This window comes from Polynucleobacter sp. es-MAR-4 (genome assembly GCF_018882055.1).
In the GTDB taxonomy this organism is placed as follows: domain Bacteria; phylum Pseudomonadota; class Gammaproteobacteria; order Burkholderiales; family Burkholderiaceae; genus Polynucleobacter.
On sequence record NZ_JACVPF010000001.1, the window covers coordinates 956,226 to 973,928 of the forward strand.

Annotated in this window: 21 protein-coding genes and 1 pseudogene; 21 read left to right on the top strand and 1 reads right to left on the bottom strand. The window is 42.9% G+C overall.

All coding sequences use genetic code 11. From position 1 onward, the window contains the following. Positions 1-9: 9 nt before the first annotated feature. Complete coding sequence (gene mnmA, locus ICN16_RS04795) at positions 10-1,125, bottom strand: tRNA 2-thiouridine(34) synthase MnmA (protein WP_216134908.1); 1,116 nt, start codon at positions 1,123-1,125, stop codon at positions 10-12. Positions 1,126-1,300: 175 nt separating this feature from the next. Here mnmA and ICN16_RS04800 point away from each other — a divergent pair, with 175 nt between their 5' ends. From ICN16_RS04800 to ICN16_RS04900, 21 genes and pseudogenes are all read left to right on the top strand, one after another. After that, positions 1,301-2,431, top strand: a complete 1,131-nt coding sequence (locus tag ICN16_RS04800; RefSeq protein ID WP_216134926.1) for a Re/Si-specific NAD(P)(+) transhydrogenase subunit alpha — start codon at positions 1,301-1,303, stop codon at positions 2,429-2,431. A 24-nt stretch (positions 2,432-2,455) separates the two neighbouring features. Next, the gene (locus ICN16_RS04805; RefSeq protein ID WP_011903634.1) at positions 2,456-2,794 is read left to right on the top strand and encodes a proton-translocating transhydrogenase family protein; all 339 of its coding nucleotides are present in this window, start codon (positions 2,456-2,458) and stop codon (positions 2,792-2,794) included. Positions 2,795-2,826: 32 nt separating this feature from the next. Next, positions 2,827-4,194 (top strand): NAD(P)(+) transhydrogenase (Re/Si-specific) subunit beta, encoded by a 1,368-nt coding sequence (locus tag ICN16_RS04810; protein WP_216134929.1) that lies wholly within the window; start codon positions 2,827-2,829, stop codon positions 4,192-4,194. 160 nt (positions 4,195-4,354) lie between these two features. Beyond that, complete coding sequence (locus tag ICN16_RS04815; protein WP_216134932.1) at positions 4,355-5,341, top strand: site-specific integrase; 987 nt, start codon at positions 4,355-4,357, stop codon at positions 5,339-5,341. Between the two features lie 272 nt (positions 5,342-5,613). Beyond that, positions 5,614-7,650, top strand: a complete 2,037-nt coding sequence (locus ICN16_RS04820; RefSeq protein ID WP_216134947.1) for an AAA family ATPase — start codon at positions 5,614-5,616, stop codon at positions 7,648-7,650. Between the two features lie 256 nt (positions 7,651-7,906). Next, positions 7,907-8,272: a hypothetical protein gene (locus ICN16_RS04825; RefSeq protein WP_216134950.1), complete on the top strand. Its 366-nt coding sequence runs from the start codon at positions 7,907-7,909 to the stop codon at positions 8,270-8,272. Next, entirely contained in the window at positions 8,262-8,852 is a 591-nt protein-coding gene (locus ICN16_RS04830) for a hypothetical protein (RefSeq protein WP_216134952.1), read from the top strand. The genes ICN16_RS04825 and ICN16_RS04830 overlap by 11 nt, the downstream gene beginning before the upstream one ends. A 63-nt stretch (positions 8,853-8,915) precedes the next feature. After that, positions 8,916-9,242 (top strand): DUF1810 domain-containing protein, encoded by a 327-nt coding sequence (locus ICN16_RS04835; RefSeq protein ID WP_216134955.1) that lies wholly within the window; start codon positions 8,916-8,918, stop codon positions 9,240-9,242. 179 nt (positions 9,243-9,421) lie between these two features. Next, positions 9,422-9,565, top strand: a pseudogene (locus tag ICN16_RS04840) (sigma factor-like helix-turn-helix DNA-binding protein); the annotation flags it as partial. 30 nt (positions 9,566-9,595) lie between these two features. Further along, positions 9,596-9,802 (top strand): hypothetical protein, encoded by a 207-nt coding sequence (locus tag ICN16_RS04845; RefSeq protein ID WP_216134961.1) that lies wholly within the window; start codon positions 9,596-9,598, stop codon positions 9,800-9,802. A gap of 414 nt (positions 9,803-10,216) precedes the next feature. Continuing rightward, positions 10,217-10,444, top strand: coding sequence for a hypothetical protein (locus tag ICN16_RS04850; RefSeq protein ID WP_216134964.1), 228 nt, complete (start codon positions 10,217-10,219; stop codon positions 10,442-10,444). A gap of 228 nt (positions 10,445-10,672) precedes the next feature. Continuing rightward, positions 10,673-11,140 carry a hypothetical protein gene (locus tag ICN16_RS04855; RefSeq protein WP_216134967.1) on the top strand — a complete coding sequence of 156 codons (468 nt, stop codon included), beginning with the start codon at positions 10,673-10,675 and terminating at the stop codon, positions 11,138-11,140. Between the two features lie 9 nt (positions 11,141-11,149). Next, entirely contained in the window at positions 11,150-11,476 is a 327-nt protein-coding gene (locus ICN16_RS04860) for a hypothetical protein (RefSeq protein ID WP_216134970.1), read from the top strand. Between the two features lie 26 nt (positions 11,477-11,502). After that, entirely contained in the window at positions 11,503-11,931 is a 429-nt protein-coding gene (locus tag ICN16_RS04865; protein WP_216134972.1) for a hypothetical protein, read from the top strand. 415 nt (positions 11,932-12,346) lie between these two features. Continuing rightward, entirely contained in the window at positions 12,347-12,634 is a 288-nt protein-coding gene (gene hxsA2 / locus ICN16_RS04870) for a His-Xaa-Ser repeat protein HxsA2 (RefSeq protein WP_216134975.1), read from the top strand. 13 nt (positions 12,635-12,647) lie between these two features. Further along, positions 12,648-12,947: a His-Xaa-Ser system protein HxsD gene (gene hxsD, locus ICN16_RS04875; protein WP_216134977.1), complete on the top strand. Its 300-nt coding sequence runs from the start codon at positions 12,648-12,650 to the stop codon at positions 12,945-12,947. Continuing rightward, on the top strand, positions 12,940-14,397 hold the full coding sequence (hxsB, locus tag ICN16_RS04880) for a His-Xaa-Ser system radical SAM maturase HxsB (RefSeq protein WP_216134986.1): 1,458 nt from the start codon (positions 12,940-12,942) through the stop codon (positions 14,395-14,397). The genes hxsD and hxsB overlap by 8 nt, the downstream gene beginning before the upstream one ends. Further along, entirely contained in the window at positions 14,390-15,547 is a 1,158-nt protein-coding gene (hxsC, locus tag ICN16_RS04885) for a His-Xaa-Ser system radical SAM maturase HxsC (protein WP_216134996.1), read from the top strand. The genes hxsB and hxsC overlap by 8 nt, the downstream gene beginning before the upstream one ends. Beyond that, a complete protein-coding gene (locus ICN16_RS04890; protein WP_216134998.1) occupies positions 15,537-15,938 on the top strand; it encodes a peptidoglycan-binding domain-containing protein in 402 nt (133 codons plus the stop codon). The genes hxsC and ICN16_RS04890 overlap by 11 nt, the downstream gene beginning before the upstream one ends. Beyond that, entirely contained in the window at positions 15,938-16,327 is a 390-nt protein-coding gene (locus ICN16_RS04895) for a TIGR03982 family His-Xaa-Ser system protein (protein ID WP_216135001.1), read from the top strand. The genes ICN16_RS04890 and ICN16_RS04895 overlap by 1 nt, the downstream gene beginning before the upstream one ends. Then, positions 16,311-17,561 (top strand): cytochrome-c peroxidase, encoded by a 1,251-nt coding sequence (locus tag ICN16_RS04900; RefSeq protein ID WP_216135003.1) that lies wholly within the window; start codon positions 16,311-16,313, stop codon positions 17,559-17,561. The genes ICN16_RS04895 and ICN16_RS04900 overlap by 17 nt, the downstream gene beginning before the upstream one ends. The last annotated feature ends 142 nt before the right edge of the window (positions 17,562-17,703 follow it).

A 17,703-nucleotide genomic window follows, 5' to 3' on the forward strand; every position in this document is an offset into this window, starting at 1 on the left:
AAGGTTTATTTAGGCGGAAATAATTCCGCCGCCTAGGCAAATTTCACCGTCGTACAAAACGGCAGACTGACCTGGGGTCACTGCCCACTGGGCCTCCGGAAAAGCCAATTCAAAACTGAGGGGCCCTTCCAATCCTGCTGCAAGCGAGCACGCAGAGTCTGCTTGGCGATATCGGGTTTTTGCTGAATATTGTCCTGGCGTAGGAGCTGCGCCAGCAACCCAACTAGCGTCAATCGCAGATAGCTGATTAGCCAGTAGCCATGGATGCTCATGGCCTTGAGCAACATAAAGGGTGTTGTTAAGAACATCTTTGCGTGCAACATACCAAGCATCGCCATTGCCATCTTGACTACCGCCTAGGCCAATGCCTTTACGCTGCCCCAAGGTAAAGAAGGCAAGACCCATATGCTCTCCCACCGTTTTACCTTCAGGGGTTTTGATGGGTCCAGGCGTGCGGGGCAAGTATCGATTTAAGAACTCACGGAAGGGACGCTCGCCGATAAAGCAAATCCCTGTCGAATCTTTTTTACGCGCATTGTGTAAACCAATTTGCTCAGCGATCTTCCGCACTTCCGTCTTTGGGATCTCCCCCAGAGGGAAAAGAACATTTGCTAACTGACTTTGGGTTAAACGATGTAAGAAATAACTTTGATCTTTGCTTGCATCAAGCGCCTTTAATAATTGTGTCTGACCACCCTCATGACGCACCCGCGCATAGTGCCCCGTCGCAATGGCATCTGCACCCAAGCTCATAGCATGATCTAAAAAGGCTTTGAACTTAATTTCCGCATTGCACAATACATCTGGATTGGGTGTCCTACCAGCGGCATATTCACGTAAAAACTCCGCAAATACGCGCTCACGATATTCCTCGGCAAAGTTCACTGCCTCAACATCTATCCCAATGAGATCGGCTACCGAAACAACATCAAGCCAATCCTGGCGTGCGGAACAGTATTCATCACTGTCATCGTCTTCCCAGTTTTTCATGAAAAGGCCAATTACCTCATAGCCTTGCTGCTTCAGCATCCAGGCTGCAACGGACGAATCAACCCCTCCAGACATCCCAACGACGACTTTGGATGGCTTTGAAGCGGGTATTGAGGAAGAATTGAGCGGGATCATCAAAAAATGCGAGAATTCAATATAAGCTGAAAACCCCATTGTAGAAGCCTTAACTCAAGTTAGCCTCGAGAGCTGAACTGAGGTGGATAAAACATAAGGGTATCCATATATATGTGTATTCGCGTATATATACCTAAAATAGATTTTTTGAAACATTAGCATTTGGAGACATGCCATGCGCATAGGCGTACCGCTGGAAATGAGAACCGGGGAAACTCGTGTTGCCGCCACACCAGAAACTGTAAAGAAACTGATTAGCCAAGGCCATACAGTAGTTGTTCAAAAGGATGCAGGCGTTACAGCCAGTCAACCAGACTCTGCGTATGAAGCAGTTGGCGCAAGCATTGGAAGTGCAGCCGATGCCTTTGGAGCAGAAATCGTTCTCAAGGTGCGCGCACCTGAAGCTGCTGAGCTCAAACAAATTAAATCTGGCAGCGTGCTGATTGGCATGCTCGATCCATTTGATAACGACAACATTGCCGCTATGGCCGCACAAGGCGTGACTGCATTCTCGCTAGAGGCTGCCCCTCGTACTACACGCGCTCAAAGTATGGACGTCTTATCTTCACAAGCCAATATCGCAGGATACAAAGCGGTAATGGTTGCCGCTAATGAATATCAGCGCTTTATGCCAATGCTCATGACTGCAGCAGGAACAGTTAAAGCTGCACGCGTGCTGATCTTGGGTGCTGGTGTTGCCGGTCTTCAAGCCATCGCAACAGCGAAGCGCTTAGGCGCTGTCATCGAAGCATCTGATGTACGCCCTGCCGCTAAAGAGCAAATCGAATCTCTCGGCGCGAAGTTTGTTGATGTTCCCTATGAGACTGATGAAGAACGTGAAATCGCTCAAGGTGTTGGTGGCTATGCCCGCCCAATGCCAGAAGCCTGGATGAAGCGTCAAGCAGCCCTGGTTGCCGAACGTGCCCAGCAGGCTGACATCGTGATTACTACTGCTTTGATTCCAGGTCGCAAGCCACCAGTCTTACTGCATAGCGATACCGTTGCCAATATGAAACCGGGCTCTATCGTGATCGACTTAGCAGCTGGTCGTGGTGATAACGGTTCAGGTAACTGTCCTTTGACAGAGGCAGATAAGATTGTTGAAAAAAATGGTGTGAAGATCATTGGTTACACGAATCTTGCGAGCATGGTGGCTGCAGATGCCTCTGCTTTGTACGCACGCAACCTACTCGACTTCATGAAACTCATTGTTGATCCAGAAGCGAAGTTAGTCATCCCAACCGATGACGACATCGTCACTGCCTGCCTCATGTGTCGTGACGGCCAAGCTGTCCGCAAAAACTAATACAGAATTTTCAAAGGAAATATCATGGATCTCGCTGCTTTTCAAAGCATCCTCACAGTCCAAAACATCACCGTGTTTGTGCTGGCTATATTTGTTGGTTACCACGTGGTCTGGAATGTCACTCCTGCACTGCATACGCCACTCATGGCAGTTACTAATGCCATCTCTGGAATCATTATTGTTGGTGCCTTACTTCAAACTGAAGTGATTGGTGGCGATGAGATCACCCTCACCAGCATCATTGGTGCAGTGGCGGTCTTCTTGGCATCCATCAATATTTTTGGTGGCTTTATGGTCACCCGTCGCATGCTTGAAATGTTCAAGAAAAAAGCCCCTAAAGCTGATGCGGCAGGAACTAAGTAAAACTAGAACAAGATCTTATAGAGACCACAATAATGTCAAACATAACAGCGATTTCCTATCTCATTTCATCGGTATTGTTCATCCTCGCTTTGCGTGGACTGTCATCACCAACAACATCACGCCAAGGCAATACCTTCGGCATGATCGGCATGCTACTTGCCGTGATCACCACCTTTATGATCCCCGACTTTAAGCCAGTCTTCTCATTGATTATTGGTGCGATTGTTGGTGGCGCCATCATTGGAACGCTTGCCGCTAAGCGCGTCCAGATGACCAAGATGCCAGAGCTCGTAGCGCTTATGCACTCCTTTGTTGGTTTATCAGCCGTGTTGATTGCGATTGCAGCGGTATACAACCCAGCTCATGACCATACCGGCGCGCAAAAGATTGAACTCTTTATCGGCGCATTTATCGGCGCAATTACCTTTACCGCCTCTGTCATCGCCTTCGGAAAACTATCCGGCAAGGTTAGTGGCAAGCCAGTAACTTTTGCTGGTCAACATTTACTCAATCTGATTCTTGCTGTTGGCATGGTTTCTGGTGGCGTGATGTACTTCATGACCGGCAGCCACGAAGCATTCCTAGTAATGTGTGCGATTGCTTTGGTATTGGGCGTGACTTTGATCATCCCAATCGGCGGTGCTGATATGCCAGTTGTTGTGTCTATGCTCAATAGCTACTCCGGCTGGGCAGCAGCAGGTATTGGTTTCACATTGAATAACCCAGTACTCATTATTGCTGGTGCTTGCGTAGGCTCCTCTGGTGCGATCTTGTCTTACATCATGTGTAAGGCAATGAACCGCTCCATCTTGGCAGTATTGCTTGGCGGCTTTGGCGCTGAAGCTTCTGCTGGCGGCGCTGATGATGGTGGTCCAAAGAACTACAAAACTGGCTCTCCAGAAGATGCAGCTTTTCTCATGGAGAATGCTGACACCGTGGTGATTGTTCCTGGTTACGGTTTAGCGGTTGCTCGTGCTCAGCATGCTCTTAAAGAATTGACAGAGAAGTTAACTCATCATGGCGTGACCGTGAAGTATGCGATTCACCCAGTGGCAGGTCGTATGCCTGGTCACATGAACGTACTCCTAGCTGAGGCTGAAGTTCCTTATGATCAAGTGTTTGAGATGGAAGACATCAACAGCGATTTTGGTCAGGCTGATGTGGTGTTAGTACTTGGCGCAAACGACGTTGTTAACCCAGCCGCTCGTACGCCAGGTAGCCCAATCTTTGGAATGCCAATTTTAGAAGCCTTTAAAGCTAAAACCATTATTGTGAACAAGCGTTCAATGGCGGCTGGTTATGCCGGCCTTGATAACGAACTCTTCTATATGGATAAAACCATGATGGTCTTCGGTGATGCGAAAAAAGTTGTTGAAGATATGGTGAAGTCTGTAAGTTAATTAAACAGCGAGATGCATTTAGTCCAAACCTAAATGTAATAAGAATCAGATGGGGTGGTTAAAAGCGGGTTAGCAATAACTTACTTTCCACTCCATTTTCACACCTACAAATCAGCATAAAAACGATTCTGTCCAATTCCTGTCCAACTGGAGAGGAAACATGGCATCAATACGCAATCGTCAAGGCAAATGGCAAGCCCGAATTATCAGAAAAGGCTATGCACCAATCACCAAATCTTTTTTAGCTAAGCAAGATGCTGAACGGTGGGCAAGGCAAATTGAATCCGATATAGATAAGGGCAGCTACACCAATTCGGTATTCGCCGACAGAACGACGTTTAGCGAAGTTATACAGCGCTATATTCAGGAGGTCGTAAGCAAGGGTCGTGGCTATAAGGAACATTCCTACCGGCTTAAAGCGCTAGCAAAACGTCCCATAGCTCAACTACGCATGACTGCCCTCACCCCTTTAAAAGTAGCGGAGTATCGTGATGAGAGGGCAAAGGTTATCGCTCCAGCCACACTGATTCATGAACTCGCTTACTTTTCTGCCATCATCAACCATGCAAAGCGGGAATGGGGTATTAGCATCATCAATCCAATTCCGATGGTTAAAAAGCCCCCAATGCCTCAGGGGCGAAATCGAATTCTCAATGAAGAGGAGCTTAGTCGACTGTATACAGCACTTACTCCCAGGGTAAAGAATGCGAACCACTGGATACTGCCCTTGACAAAATTTGCCTTGGAGAGCGCCATGAGACGAGGCGAAATACTGGGGCTACGTTGGGAGGAGATCGATCTCGAAAAACGCATAGCCTTTATTCCACTCACTAAAAATGGTGAGTCACGCACAGTGCCACTCAGCACGGCTGCAGTTGAAATACTGAAAACCCTGCCAAGAAATCTACATGGAGAAGTTTTTCCAGTAAATCGTACAGCTTTGTCAGCAGCAATAGAGAGAGCCAGGATAAAAGCGGAACTTAGTGATTTTCATTTCCACGACCTGAGACACATGGCCATAACACGACTTGCTGAAAAGCTCCCAAACCTCATTGAACTATCAGCCGTGTCTGGCCATAAGAGCCTTGCAATGCTTAAGCGCTACTATCATCCAAACCCCGAACTTCTCGCACAAAAGCTTGGGTAATTAATTCAATCAAAGGTGTGTATATTTTCATAGCATAAGAAAGTTGAGCAATGTCTATTAATTTATGGTTGAATCTAGGGGTACAATGAAAATTGCATTGACCATCGAACGGGGCGGCTGTCCCAAAATGCAGAGCATAAACTAGCCAGCGGTAGTCGTTTGCCTTAGTCCAAACGGTAGCTTAAAAAAGATTGGTCTCCAACAGCGTTGGGGGGCTTGTCTTTTATAGCTTGACCTCCAACTTTTAAAACTAGAAAGTTTTGGAGATTCAAGTGAACCAACAAATAAATGTATTAACACCAACCCCAAGCAAAATTCCGGAGCTCTTAAAAAAGCGGTCAAACTGGATTTGTTGGAAAAAAAGTGGTGCAAAACCAAATGGTAGGTATGGAAAATTACCCGCCAATATCAAGGGCACAGTAATTAATGCTCACGATGTTAACCATCATGTTGATCTAGAGACCGCATACCAAAGCTACGACTCAAATAAGTTCCAACTCGCCGGAATTGCCATCGATCTTCCGACCAACCCAGGTATTTACGGTTATACCGATGATGGCGAGCCTTTGTACCTGATTGGTGGAGACATCGATGAGTGCATAACCATTAAAGACAGCAAACTGGTAATAAGCGAACAAGCAAAGAGTGATTTAAAGGCGCTGTGTCAGCCATATTGGGAAATCTCACCCTCTGGCACTGGAATTAGATGGTTCGGCTTACATACAAGGCCACTTAAAGGTGGCAATAAAAATGGTCGTGAAATGTATTCGAGCGGTCGGTTCTTAACTGTCACCGGGAAGAGCAAAGGCGGCCAAATAACTACCCTACCATCTAATATCGAAGCTCTGGAGCAAGAGTGGTTTAGATCAACCAAATCTGCAGACATTAATGGCGATCTACTGGCGCATCTTCAAAGAGAGTCATATCAAGAGCCAGAACTAATCAATGATGGTGAAGGACGTAATATTGGGATCCTAAAGCATGCCGGACACTTAAGAGCGCAGGGATTATCTCAAGACGAAATTGAAGAAGCGTGTCTGGCCTTTAATCACAAAAAGCTAAATCCTCCTTTAGAAGAATGGCAAGTATTAGATATTGCTAGACGCTACGCTGAAGAAAAATCGACCCCCTACATAGTGGAACCAATTGACGCTGCACACACCACCAAGAAAGAGTTTGAGCTCAATTTAAATTCAGGGCTCATTAAGCTTGTTGCCTCATCACCTAAAAGACCATTTATTGCTGGGATTGATGTTATTCCCCTTGGTACATACAGCGCACTAGCAGGCTGGGGTGGGGTTGGAAAGACTAACCTCATCATATCTCTAGCGACACAAGCATCAATTGGTGGATCATTCGCAGACAGGGTATGCAAAGAAACGTGTGTACTCATGCTCGCCTGTGAAGATAGTGAAGCTGAGATTAATGCTCGATTTTGCGCTGCTATCGAAAACCTTCCCAAGGAAAAGCAGGAGCAGGCGCTCAGAAACACTAGGGTATTTAGTCTGGTTGGTCAAGATGTGCATATGGTGAAGATGGTCGGAAGAAATGCCGAACCGACTGGAAAATCCATCGTGCTGATCAATGCGGTAAATGAGCTTAAACAGCAAACTGGTGTTGATAGGTGTCTTGTCATCATTGATCATGCCCGGATGATTGCCAGCGTAGATTGGAATGACTCCGCTCAAGCAACTGTCTTTACAAGAGAGATGCAGCACATTGCTTCAGAGACTGGCGCAGGTTTAGTTGTTTTAACCCATACCAATAAAGCTTCAATGAAGGCTGATCACAATTCCAATCAAGGGGATGTCTCAGGCTCTACTGCAATTGTTGATAACGCTCGTTGGGTTGCTTTAGTTCGCACCATGGGTGATGCAGACGCTAAATCTCTTGGGATCGAAGTAGAGGCAAGACAAAACTACGTTTCACTGGAAATTATTAAGACTAACTATTGTGCAATGGGAAGAGTTGGTTGGTTTTTAAAACGCACTGTGGAGCATCACTCGGTATCAGTGCTCGAGCCTGTTGAGTTAGCTAAACCCACCCTATCAAAGCCAGGAGATAACGCTCTTGAAAAACGACTCATTGAATACCTGAAAAGTCATTCAGGCCTAACTATCAACAAGATCAAGGGATTTGCAGGTACCAAAGGTGTATTTAAGGCCAGTGAAAAAGCAGTTATCTCTGCCATTCAAGAGTTGATTGACAAAGACATGGTCAAACTAGAAATACCTTCAGATGAGCAACGTAAAGAGTTGGGTTTGCCCAAAAATACTGCAGGAGTTCTGATTGTTTCGGAGGGGGTTTAAATGACGCTACATCACATCCCCCAGGTAAGAAAACTGCCAAGTGCAACATTGCGGAAGACTCAAAAACCAGGCGTAAAACCAAGCTGGATATACGTTTGCGCCGGGTTTTTACCCCCAGGTAAATTAAGCATCTCAAAACCTGGCGCCGGGGCCAATAAATATAAGGGTTTGCGCCGGGTAATTTTCTCTTACGTCCTTACGGACGGTGCGTGCCCTTACCCACACGTCACCGATCCTTCGTCTAAGGGGACTTTGCATGCGCTCTAACCCTATGCTGCCACCACTCACAAACATCCCTTTGTATCTCCAGATTCAACGCCTAAAAGAAGAGGCTGCATCTGACTTAAAGAAGGGCTCAGCCAGCACCCTACCCACATACACACTTGAAGAAAAGTTAGTGCTGTGGATTCAATCGCTCACGCCAGCGCAGCTACAAAGATCTTACACAACTATAGAAGTCATCAAACTAGCTTTGCTCACTGGTAAATACCGAAGCCGCCCTGCACTGCAAGAAGTGGCTCAGTTACTGCGAAAGCATGGGTTTGAACATAAGCGCAGCTGGACTAATGCCAGTCGAAATCAACGTTATTGGAAATTTATAGGAACAAAAAATGATCAATAAAGACAATACTATTGCAGCAAGAGTGGCCGCGAGGCTACAAAACCAATCAGTCTTTAACTACCCACGTAGTGGCGCATTTGACTCGGCAGCTTTCGCTAAGACCTATCGCGGTAAAAGACTGGACTTCACCCGCAAACTAAGGGAATGTGAAATAAGTGGGGAGTCATTCCAAGGGCAAATCCTATTAGCAGAACACCATATTTATGAGGCGCTGACAAAAATAAGGTATTACCAAAATCAATGGTACATAAAGGGAGAGAAATCGTATTTTGAAACAGATCAAGATGCATGTCGCATCATCAAGAATTTAGATAGCTCAATTTTTGATAGGCTCTCGCCTGCATTTATCGCCTTAGATTCAGCTGATCCCCTGCACACCATAAGATCTGAATACAAAAAATTGCAAAGGGCATTTATAGTCGCCCTCGATTCAGCTGACGTTAACTATTCGACTGGAAAGGGCAAATACGCCAAACGCTTGTTTAAGTACAACCCTGCAGCCAAAGAATATCTGGAGAGCACTAGAAATTTATGCGAAAAAATTCTAGAGGAGGCATTTAAGCGCCAAAACAACGAATAACCCCCGCCACTTAACACCCTGCCCAGGGAATAAAGCCATCCATCACATCCTTAAAGGAGTTTTATGCTCGATCACTTCCTTGAAGCTCAAAACCCAATATATGATCAAGTTCTTAATGAACTACGTAATTGCCGCAAGCAAACTCACTGGATGTGGTTTATTTATCCACAACCAAAAGGCCTTGGCACTAGCCCCATGTCAGTACGTTATGCAATAGAAGACGAAAAGCAAGCAAAGGAATACTGGGATCACCCCATTTTGGGTAAAAGATTGCGAGAATGTTTTGGTCTAGTAGAAAACAGTGGCAAGACTCCAGAACAGATATTCAGCCCAACTGATGCACTGAAATACCGTAGCTGCAAAGCTCTATTTAGCCAATTTATGGGTTAAAAACTCCGCAATCCTTACTACACCTCTCTACGGCTAGCGATGTGAGACCTATTGGTAAGTTTATTCATCTATCTCATATAGTGAAATGAAGATAGCGTATGCTGGTTATAAGACTATTTTTTATAAGCACTTAGGAATCTGCCTGGCATATGGAACACCAGATCAAACCCAAGTCCCCATCCGATGGCTTAACACTCAAAGAAGTAGGAGATGTTATTGGTGTCACTCGTGAACGAGTTCGGCAAATAGAGGCCAAGGCACTCATCAAACTACAAAAACAATTAGATCTTCGCAACCTGAAGCACATAAATCAAATTATCTAACCCCAATATAACTACCCGTAGGAAGCGCATATGAATAGTTCTTACTCAACTGAAGATGACTCAGAGCACATTGAAGATGTACCCACCCTCTCAGCACGATTTAAAGCCACTAGAGCCATACTAAATGCTGTTACTCAGGCAAAAATTACAGACGGTACTTGCAAGCCAGAAAAAATTATTTGCAGATTTACACCCAGCGGGTCATTCAGTAGATGGCTAGATCAAGATACTGATTAGGGGGGGTCGAAGTAAAGACATTAGCAAGACGAAAAGCGCTGGGTATTAGTAAACAAGACTTAACTTACATTGGGGACATTTAAGGTGAAAAATATATTCCTTATGACTGTTTTTATCTCAAGCATATCTCTCGCTCAAACAACCTATTACTCTGATCAATATGGCATGCCTCAGGGATCCGCAACACGGACAGGCAACACTACTTACTACTCGAACCAATATGGAATGCCCCAGGGAACGGCTACCCAGTCAGGAAATACAACTTACTACAGTAATCAATATGGGATGCCGCAAGGGACTGCCACACAGTCGGGGGGCACCACCTACTACAACAATCAATATGGGATGCCGCAAGGTTCAGCAACAACTATAGGGCCCGCCCCCATCCAGCCAATAAGGCCTTATGGAAGATAAATGGATATCCTGGATAAACATAAATTTGACTCAATAGTCGCCCAATTGAGGCTCGATCTCCCAAATCACTCAGAAGAGGAAACGACTAAATATATTGATTTGCTGGATATTGTGCTGGAAGACCACATGGTTGAGGAACTTGAGGTCAATGGCGGCAAGCATAACTTTGCTCGATTCATTGATAACTATGCTGAGAGACTTTTGGAATGGAAATACAAATCAATTTAAGGGTATGAATGAATAGAAATAATCACAGTTTGATAGAAGATGACCCAGAAGATATAAATGACTACCCGCTCTCTGTGCAATTTTCAGCTCGCAGGGCATTACTGAATGCAGAAGTAAAGGCAAAAATAACTGATGGAACCTATAAGCCGAAGCTAATTATCAATCGAATTCCAAACCACACCATACCGACCGACTATCACTTGAAGCTAAGAAAGGCAGATTAGTTCAATGAGCTTCTCAAACATAAAAATAATACTTGCTTGCAGTGCATTAATTGTTGGACTACAGGGTTGTGCAAACTCAAGCATCGACTGGGCGCACTCAAAAGTATTAAGTACTCTGCCAGCCAGCCTGCAAGGCTCAACTGTGGCCATTTACCCATTAGATAAAGATAAAGCGGGGAAAATTGAAACCGTAGCTATACAGAACCACATAACAACTGAACTCAATAAAATGGGGGTGAAATCAGTTAATCCACGTCAAGAAGTGCCAACATATTTCGTTTTATTTGATTATGCGAATGAGTTGGGAATAGCGGCTAACTATGAGCAAGTTTTTCTTTTAATTGCCTACTCATCAACAAATCCACCACAGCAGGTTTACAAAGCAAAACTATCAATAGATAGCAAGAACAATAATACTGTTGAAAATGTAAATATTGCTGTTACGACCCTATTTGATAGAGCGCCAAAATAAGGTAACTCAATGAAAAAAAACTTTTTATATTCAAGCCTACTGGTGACGATGTTAATTACAAGTAATGTCCAAGCGCAGAATGCAGGCGCATTTGCTGGGGGTTTTACAGATGGCTTAAATCGAGGGCTATCTAGTGGGTCAAATGCTGCAAATGTCCAAATGCTTATCCTGCAGCAACGTCTAGAAAACAGGAAGCAATACGGTACAAGAGAAATACAAAGATTAGATGCTTTAGAAAAGAATTCAGACGCTAGACTACGAGAAATCTTTGGACAACTAAGTGGGTCAGATCCACAAATACCAAATCAAACACCTGCACGAACAAGGCAGTTCTAATTACCTGATCAAACAATGTGACCCATATGAAATTGATACCTACCTCCTTGCTTTCACTGTTACTTATCTTACCTCTGCCTACATATGCGCAAACCACTTCTCTGGCATGCAACCTTCCTAGTGGAAAGGAATGGGGAACACTAAAGATAGACTTAAAGCAAAAAACAATAATTGATAAGAATGTTCTTCAAAAGGCATCTGCTGACTATCTTGAGAGATGGAACGAGAAATATTATCGCGAAAAAGGCAAGGAGTATAAAACTCAACCATTTAACCCTGATAAAAGTGCCACCATATTTAAGATCACCAAAATTAATGACGAAACAATTTTTGGCGAGTCTCACTCATTAAGCTATAAATCAATCGAAATTAATAGGTACACCTTACAAATGAAGTATCCAGAAATGCCATCCGACGACATATTCCAATGCTCAAAAATAGAGAAAGCTTTTTAAATGATTTACATCTACTTTTATTTAGCAATAGGAGTTATTGTTACAGCAGCATCTTATATATCTTACGAGCATAAAGAAAAAGATATTTCCGAGGTTGTTCACGATAAATTACATGAGTTACGTGATGATGGTTCATTCTCATTTCAAAGTGCCAACATCCTGGGGCATCTATTCGCTTTCACTTTCAGCATACTTCTTTGGCCTACTTTAATCATTAAGAAAATTCTTTGTTACTAGATATTCGGATCGATGGCGGCTCTAGATTGAAGGCAAATAAGTATTTTGAAATCAGTAGACGGCTTTGCTGGCTTATCAGGGACTACCCTTAGAAATAAATTTTAAACTTTGCTCACCCCAGATTAGTCTTTATGTTCTAAAATCCATAATGAAGTTACTTTTTTAATCGGGGTCACTTATGTCTAAAAAATTCCTAGTTCCTGTAAGTGCGGCTATTGCAGCTTTGGCTGGCAATAATGCAAGTGCTACAGCGCCGACAGTGGGTAGTCAAGATTTGGCAAGCCGCCCAGTAAACACAACAAGTTCAAGCTTGATGAGTGGTAGTCCAATCCAATCCGTAGAGTATGTAAAAAATGGAGAGGCCCACCTCCTAATGATGAAGAAGATTGATGCTGGACAAGTACTCGCATATCACTCTTCGCATGCTTCTCACGCCTCACACAGCTCGCATAGATCTGGAAGATAAATGAAAGTCGTTAATGGAATCAAGGTTGCTGTTTGATAAAAATGTGTATTCCATTGAGGCCTTAAAAAAAGCTTCATATAGAAACATTGCAAACTATTCAGTAGTAATAAAAAAAGAAGGTGCTCAGTTGGAGTGCCTTTTTTCATTTCCAGCCAAAACCTCAGATGAAAAAGTCCTAGAATATTTGGATGATTTCAAAAAGGAAGTGCTTGATCAAGACTTGCGCGAAATCATCAAGCGAGAAACTGAAGGGGTTAGAAATCTAATTTTGTCTCATGCCTTTTCAAAGACAGGGCTTACTGGGGATGAGTAAGTTTCAGAGTGTTGAGTTTTTCAAGAAAAAGAAAAATGAATATTCGCTGTTGCCATTTAGGTTCGAAAGACTGGATGATCAGAGGCGAGTTTTAACTAACTTAGCTGGTGAATATCTTGTTATTAATGAAGGTGAGTTAAAGGCTTTCGTTAATCATGCACTAGAAGAGCAATCAGATGCTTATATAAATCTGAGAGCGAAACATTTTTTGATTGACGAAAAGAGCGAGATGGCTAAAGAGCTCTTAGAAATCAAACTACGAACAAAATACTCAAATTTATCTGAATTCACTGCATTGCATATGTTCGTTGTTACGCTGAGGTGTGAACATAGTTGCCCATATTGTCAGGTCTCAAGGCAATCAGATGACAAGCTGAAATTTGATATGACAGAAGAAATAGCTGATAAGGCTATTGATTTCGCACTTCGTTCGCCAGCTAGGGCTATAAAGATTGAGTTTCAAGGTGGTGAGCCGCTATTGAATTTCCCAATCATTCAATATGTTGTTGAGGAAGCCAATCGAAGGAAAAATGATAAGAACGTTAGTTATGTGATAGCTACGAATCTCGCCTTGATTGATAAAAACATATTGAAGTATTGCAAAGAGAAGTCTATTCAAATCTCTACTTCTTTGGATGGCCCAGAAGATCTGCATAATAATAATCGCCCTAGGCCTGGAAAGAATAGCTACGAGAAGGCTATTTCAGGCATCAAAATGGTCAGAGAATATTTAGGCGTTGATGCAGTTTCAGCTTTAATGACAACAACAAGATCTAGCTTGAATCGAGTTAAAGAAATTATTGATGAATATCTTGATCAAGACATGGAAGGGATCTTCCTTAGGCCTCTGTCGCCCTATGGTTTTGCATTAAAAACCAAATCATTTAAAGCGTATGGTGTTGAGGAATGGAATAAGTTCTATGAACAAGGGCTTGAATATATTATTGAACTCAATAAAAAAGGTGTGGAGTTCAAGGAATACTATACTGCCACCATTCTTGCCAAAATGTTTACCAGTCAAGATCCTGGTTATGTGGATTTAATGAGTCCTGCTGGCATTGGAATAAGCGCCATAATTTATAACTACGACGGAGTAGTTTATCCATCCGATGAAAGCAGAATGCTTGCTGAGATGGGCGATCACTCATTTAGGTTGGGGAATGTCTTAACCAATAGTTATGAAGAAATTTTTCTAAATGAGGCTTTGCTAGGACCAATCGAAGAGTCATTTGCATATAGCGTACCCATGTGTAATGAGTGTGCGTTTGAGGATTATTGCGGTGCTGACCCAGTATTTCACCATGGCGTTCACAAGGATTTTGTCGCTAGAAAGCCTGAATCTCAGTTCTGCAATCGAAATATGACCATATTTATGTATCTGATTAACCGCATGGAATCAGATCAGTTTGTGAAAGAGCTTTTTATGAAATGGGGGCAACCTCATGCTTAAGCTTCATGGAAATGCATTAAGTGCAAAGATAAAACTGGGTAACCATTCCCTTCTGACGGTTACTCGGACAAATTGCTCTGATGAAGCTAAAGGCTCATATGCCTATTTGATGGATGGACAAACCCCCGATTCTGGTTATGGCTGTTATTTGGATTTCGGCGGGCGATTGAATAATTTTTCGTCAATTGATGGATATTTAAATTTACCGCTTGAGATGGGCTATCTAGAAGAGGGTGACATTATTAGCGTGGAGTCATCTGGTCACACCAACGTAGTGTTTCGACGCAATTCCCCTCATAACACCATCTTACTGACCGAGCGATGCAATCATTATTGCCTTATGTGTTCGCAGCCACCAAAGGATGTTGATGATTCATGGCTGATGAATGAGGCGATGAAGCTATTAGATTTAATACCAAAGGAAACAGGAAATATTGGTTTTTCTGGTGGTGAGCCTACTTTGTATGGTGATGACTTCATAAGCTTGATTAAAAAGGCCAAATCAAGCCTTCCAAATACCGCAATTGATGTATTGACTAACGGCAGAAGATTTAGCGATCCAAAATTTGCCAAAGCATATGCAGATATCAATCACCCAGACTGCTTATTGGGTATTCCGATTTATTCGGATGATCCAGTGAGGCACAACTATGTTGTGCAGGCTGATGGGGCATTTGATGAAACCATTAAAGGCATATTGAACTTAAAAAAATATGGGCAAAAGGTTGAAATTCGGATAGTTATTCATAAGCAGACTATAGGACGCTTAGTTGAGACCTGCGAATTTATTGCTCGTAACTTATTGTTCGTTGATCATGTTGCACTAATGGGTCTTGAAATGATGGGGTTTACTAGGGCAAATCTGGATAGCTTGTGGATTGACCCATTGGAATATAAAGATATATTAAGTAGAGCAGTGAAAGTTCTTAATGCTTACGGCATTAGAGCTTCGGTATATAACCATCAGTTATGTTTGGTTAATCCGGATGTTTTGCCAAATTATGTGAAGTCTATAAGTGACTGGAAAAATGAGTTTGTTGATGAGTGTGAGCCCTGCTTGAGAAAGTCTGAGTGTGGCGGGTTCTTTTCCTCATCAAAAATTCATAGATACAGCGACAACATTAGCCCTTTTACTAGTCATGCAAAGTAAAGTTAGAAAATTAGTAACCTTTTTAACAACGGCATTCATTGGGGTATCGGCTTACTCTTTGTATCAGATATTTCTTTTTGATAACCCAAGATATGCAGTTTCGGATGAGTCTGATCCTGAAAGAAATGAGCAGAGTACCCCAAGATCATTTGTCCTGCCCGCAACTCCCGCTATAGCCATTGAGCAAGAGCAAAGAGCTAAAGAGCTACGTGCTGGGCTGAGTAGTGAGAAATGTATCAGTAAGTTGCGAGATATGGGCTATCAAATTGATGACATGGACGCCTCATTTAATGCAACATATATCAGGGCAGTAATTGAGTATCAAAAAGCTAATAACTTGAAAGTTACTGGCGTTCCTGATGTCGAGACTAGGAAAAGGATGGGTTGTTAATGAAATTTGACAAATATTTAATCGCGTTAAACGTTCTAGCATCAATTGCCTGTATTTCATTGGCACTCAAATATATTGCGGTACCTTATGCAGCCTCCGGTATCTACAAGGAAAGATATAAAGAACTGGTATTTGCTTGTGACAATGTCATGAGAGACCATTTAATAGCAAAAAATAAGGTAGTCAACGAAAAATCAGAGCAATCTATAAAGCAGCTCAAGGCTGCTGAACTTGGCCTATTAACTTGTGATGATTACGATAGGCTGCGAAAGAAAATGATTGATTTAGGAGTTTCCGAAGGTAGATTGTCAATGTACGGATTAGAGGCGATTGAAGAAAAGTCGGAGGATGTAAGAACTTTTGTGAGAACACATGAATTTAAATACTAAAACCTTACTTTTAAGTTTTTTCATAATTCATTGCAGTAATCTTGCTGTTGCTGTAACTGCTGAAGAAAAAATAGTCAAAGAACAAATTAAAGCTGCAGGTTTTGTTCCGGCCGCGGATTTATATCGGAACCCCGATGAATCACTGTTCGATCTCGGTAAGGTGTTCTTTGAAAGTAATAAAGGACTAAGTCTAAACGGCAATATTTCGTGCAGAACTTGTCATCAAGATAAATTTGGCTCAGCAGATGGAATTCCTAATGCTGCAGCAATTGGTGGTGGCGACGGAGCTACAAAAGTGGGTCCAGAGAGGTTGATGAATGGCGCAAAACAACTACCAAGGAATACTCTGGCTTTCTGGGGTAGGGGTGCAAAGGGGTTTGATGTTTTCTTTTGGGATGGTCGGGTAGATTTTTCCTCGTCAAAGAAGCTTACTCAGTTTGGCTCTAAAATACCTTCAAATGATGCGCTTATTACTGCCGTTCACTTACCGGTTGTCGAAGTGCGAGAAATGCTAGACGAGGATGACTTTGTTAGAAAGCATAAGGTTGAGTCTGTAGAAAAATCCAAGGCGGTATATCAAGCAATTGCTAATAATTTAAGGTCCGTTGAATCCAAGGCAAGTCAGGACCTAGCAAATAGATTAAATAAAAAACCTCAAAATTTAGAGTATGTCGACTATGCAAGGGCAATAGCTTCCTTCATTAGAAGTGAATTTAGACTAAAGGAAACTAAGCTAGAGAGGGTTATGCGTGGTTCTGAGGGCTTTTCAGAGGCTGAATTAAAAGGGGCTCGTATTTTTTATGGGAAAGGCGCTTGTGTTACCTGTCATTCTGGCCCACATTTTTCAGACTTTAGTTTTTATACCGTGCCATTTCCGCAATTGGGGTTTGGTAAAAATGGTTTTGGTGTTGATTACGGAAGATATAACACCACCTTTAACACTAAGGACCTTTACAAGTTCAGAACAGCGCCTTTGTATAACGTTGAAAAGACTGCGCCATATGGACACTCAGGCTCTGTTAATACTTTAAATGAGGCAATAGTTGCCCACTACGACCCTTTGTCTCTAGTATCCGTGGATAAGCTCAATAGATTTGATCGTTATGAGCTTGCAAAGAGACTCGGTTATGCAGACAGCACTAGTCGAGTTGGGTACTTAACACCAGAAGAGGTTTCTCAGGTGGCAAGCTTTTTGAAAACCTTAAGCTTTGATAAAGACAATCTGAAAAATTAAGAAAATGCTGCAACGTGTGTATGCGTCTTATTTTTACCAGTGCTCTATATGAGATGCCTAAACCTACCCCCCTAGCATGCGTTAAATGGTCCATCCCACCCTCCATCTAGCCCACCTGCCCAAGGCATATATAAAGAACTCG

Coding starts and splice junctions, on each gene's coding strand:
- mnmA (WP_216134908.1), bottom strand. CDS start 1,125: ATGATCCCGCTCAATTCTTCCTCAATACCCGCTTCAAAGCCATCCAAA.
- ICN16_RS04800 (WP_216134926.1), top strand. CDS start 1,301: ATGCGCATAGGCGTACCGCTGGAAATGAGAACCGGGGAAACTCGTGTT.
- ICN16_RS04805 (WP_011903634.1), top strand. CDS start 2,456: ATGGATCTCGCTGCTTTTCAAAGCATCCTCACAGTCCAAAACATCACC.
- ICN16_RS04810 (WP_216134929.1), top strand. CDS start 2,827: ATGTCAAACATAACAGCGATTTCCTATCTCATTTCATCGGTATTGTTC.
- ICN16_RS04815 (WP_216134932.1), top strand. CDS start 4,355: ATGGCATCAATACGCAATCGTCAAGGCAAATGGCAAGCCCGAATTATC.
- ICN16_RS04825 (WP_216134950.1), top strand. CDS start 7,907: ATGCGCTCTAACCCTATGCTGCCACCACTCACAAACATCCCTTTGTAT.
- ICN16_RS04830 (WP_216134952.1), top strand. CDS start 8,262: ATGATCAATAAAGACAATACTATTGCAGCAAGAGTGGCCGCGAGGCTA.
- ICN16_RS04835 (WP_216134955.1), top strand. CDS start 8,916: ATGCTCGATCACTTCCTTGAAGCTCAAAACCCAATATATGATCAAGTT.
- ICN16_RS04845 (WP_216134961.1), top strand. CDS start 9,596: ATGAATAGTTCTTACTCAACTGAAGATGACTCAGAGCACATTGAAGAT.
- ICN16_RS04850 (WP_216134964.1), top strand. CDS start 10,217: ATGGATATCCTGGATAAACATAAATTTGACTCAATAGTCGCCCAATTG.
- ICN16_RS04855 (WP_216134967.1), top strand. CDS start 10,673: ATGAGCTTCTCAAACATAAAAATAATACTTGCTTGCAGTGCATTAATT.
- ICN16_RS04860 (WP_216134970.1), top strand. CDS start 11,150: ATGAAAAAAAACTTTTTATATTCAAGCCTACTGGTGACGATGTTAATT.
- ICN16_RS04865 (WP_216134972.1), top strand. CDS start 11,503: ATGAAATTGATACCTACCTCCTTGCTTTCACTGTTACTTATCTTACCT.
- hxsA2 (WP_216134975.1), top strand. CDS start 12,347: ATGTCTAAAAAATTCCTAGTTCCTGTAAGTGCGGCTATTGCAGCTTTG.
- hxsD (WP_216134977.1), top strand. CDS start 12,648: ATGGAATCAAGGTTGCTGTTTGATAAAAATGTGTATTCCATTGAGGCC.
- hxsB (WP_216134986.1), top strand. CDS start 12,940: ATGAGTAAGTTTCAGAGTGTTGAGTTTTTCAAGAAAAAGAAAAATGAA.
- hxsC (WP_216134996.1), top strand. CDS start 14,390: ATGCTTAAGCTTCATGGAAATGCATTAAGTGCAAAGATAAAACTGGGT.
- ICN16_RS04890 (WP_216134998.1), top strand. CDS start 15,537: ATGCAAAGTAAAGTTAGAAAATTAGTAACCTTTTTAACAACGGCATTC.
- ICN16_RS04895 (WP_216135001.1), top strand. CDS start 15,938: ATGAAATTTGACAAATATTTAATCGCGTTAAACGTTCTAGCATCAATT.
- ICN16_RS04900 (WP_216135003.1), top strand. CDS start 16,311: ATGAATTTAAATACTAAAACCTTACTTTTAAGTTTTTTCATAATTCAT.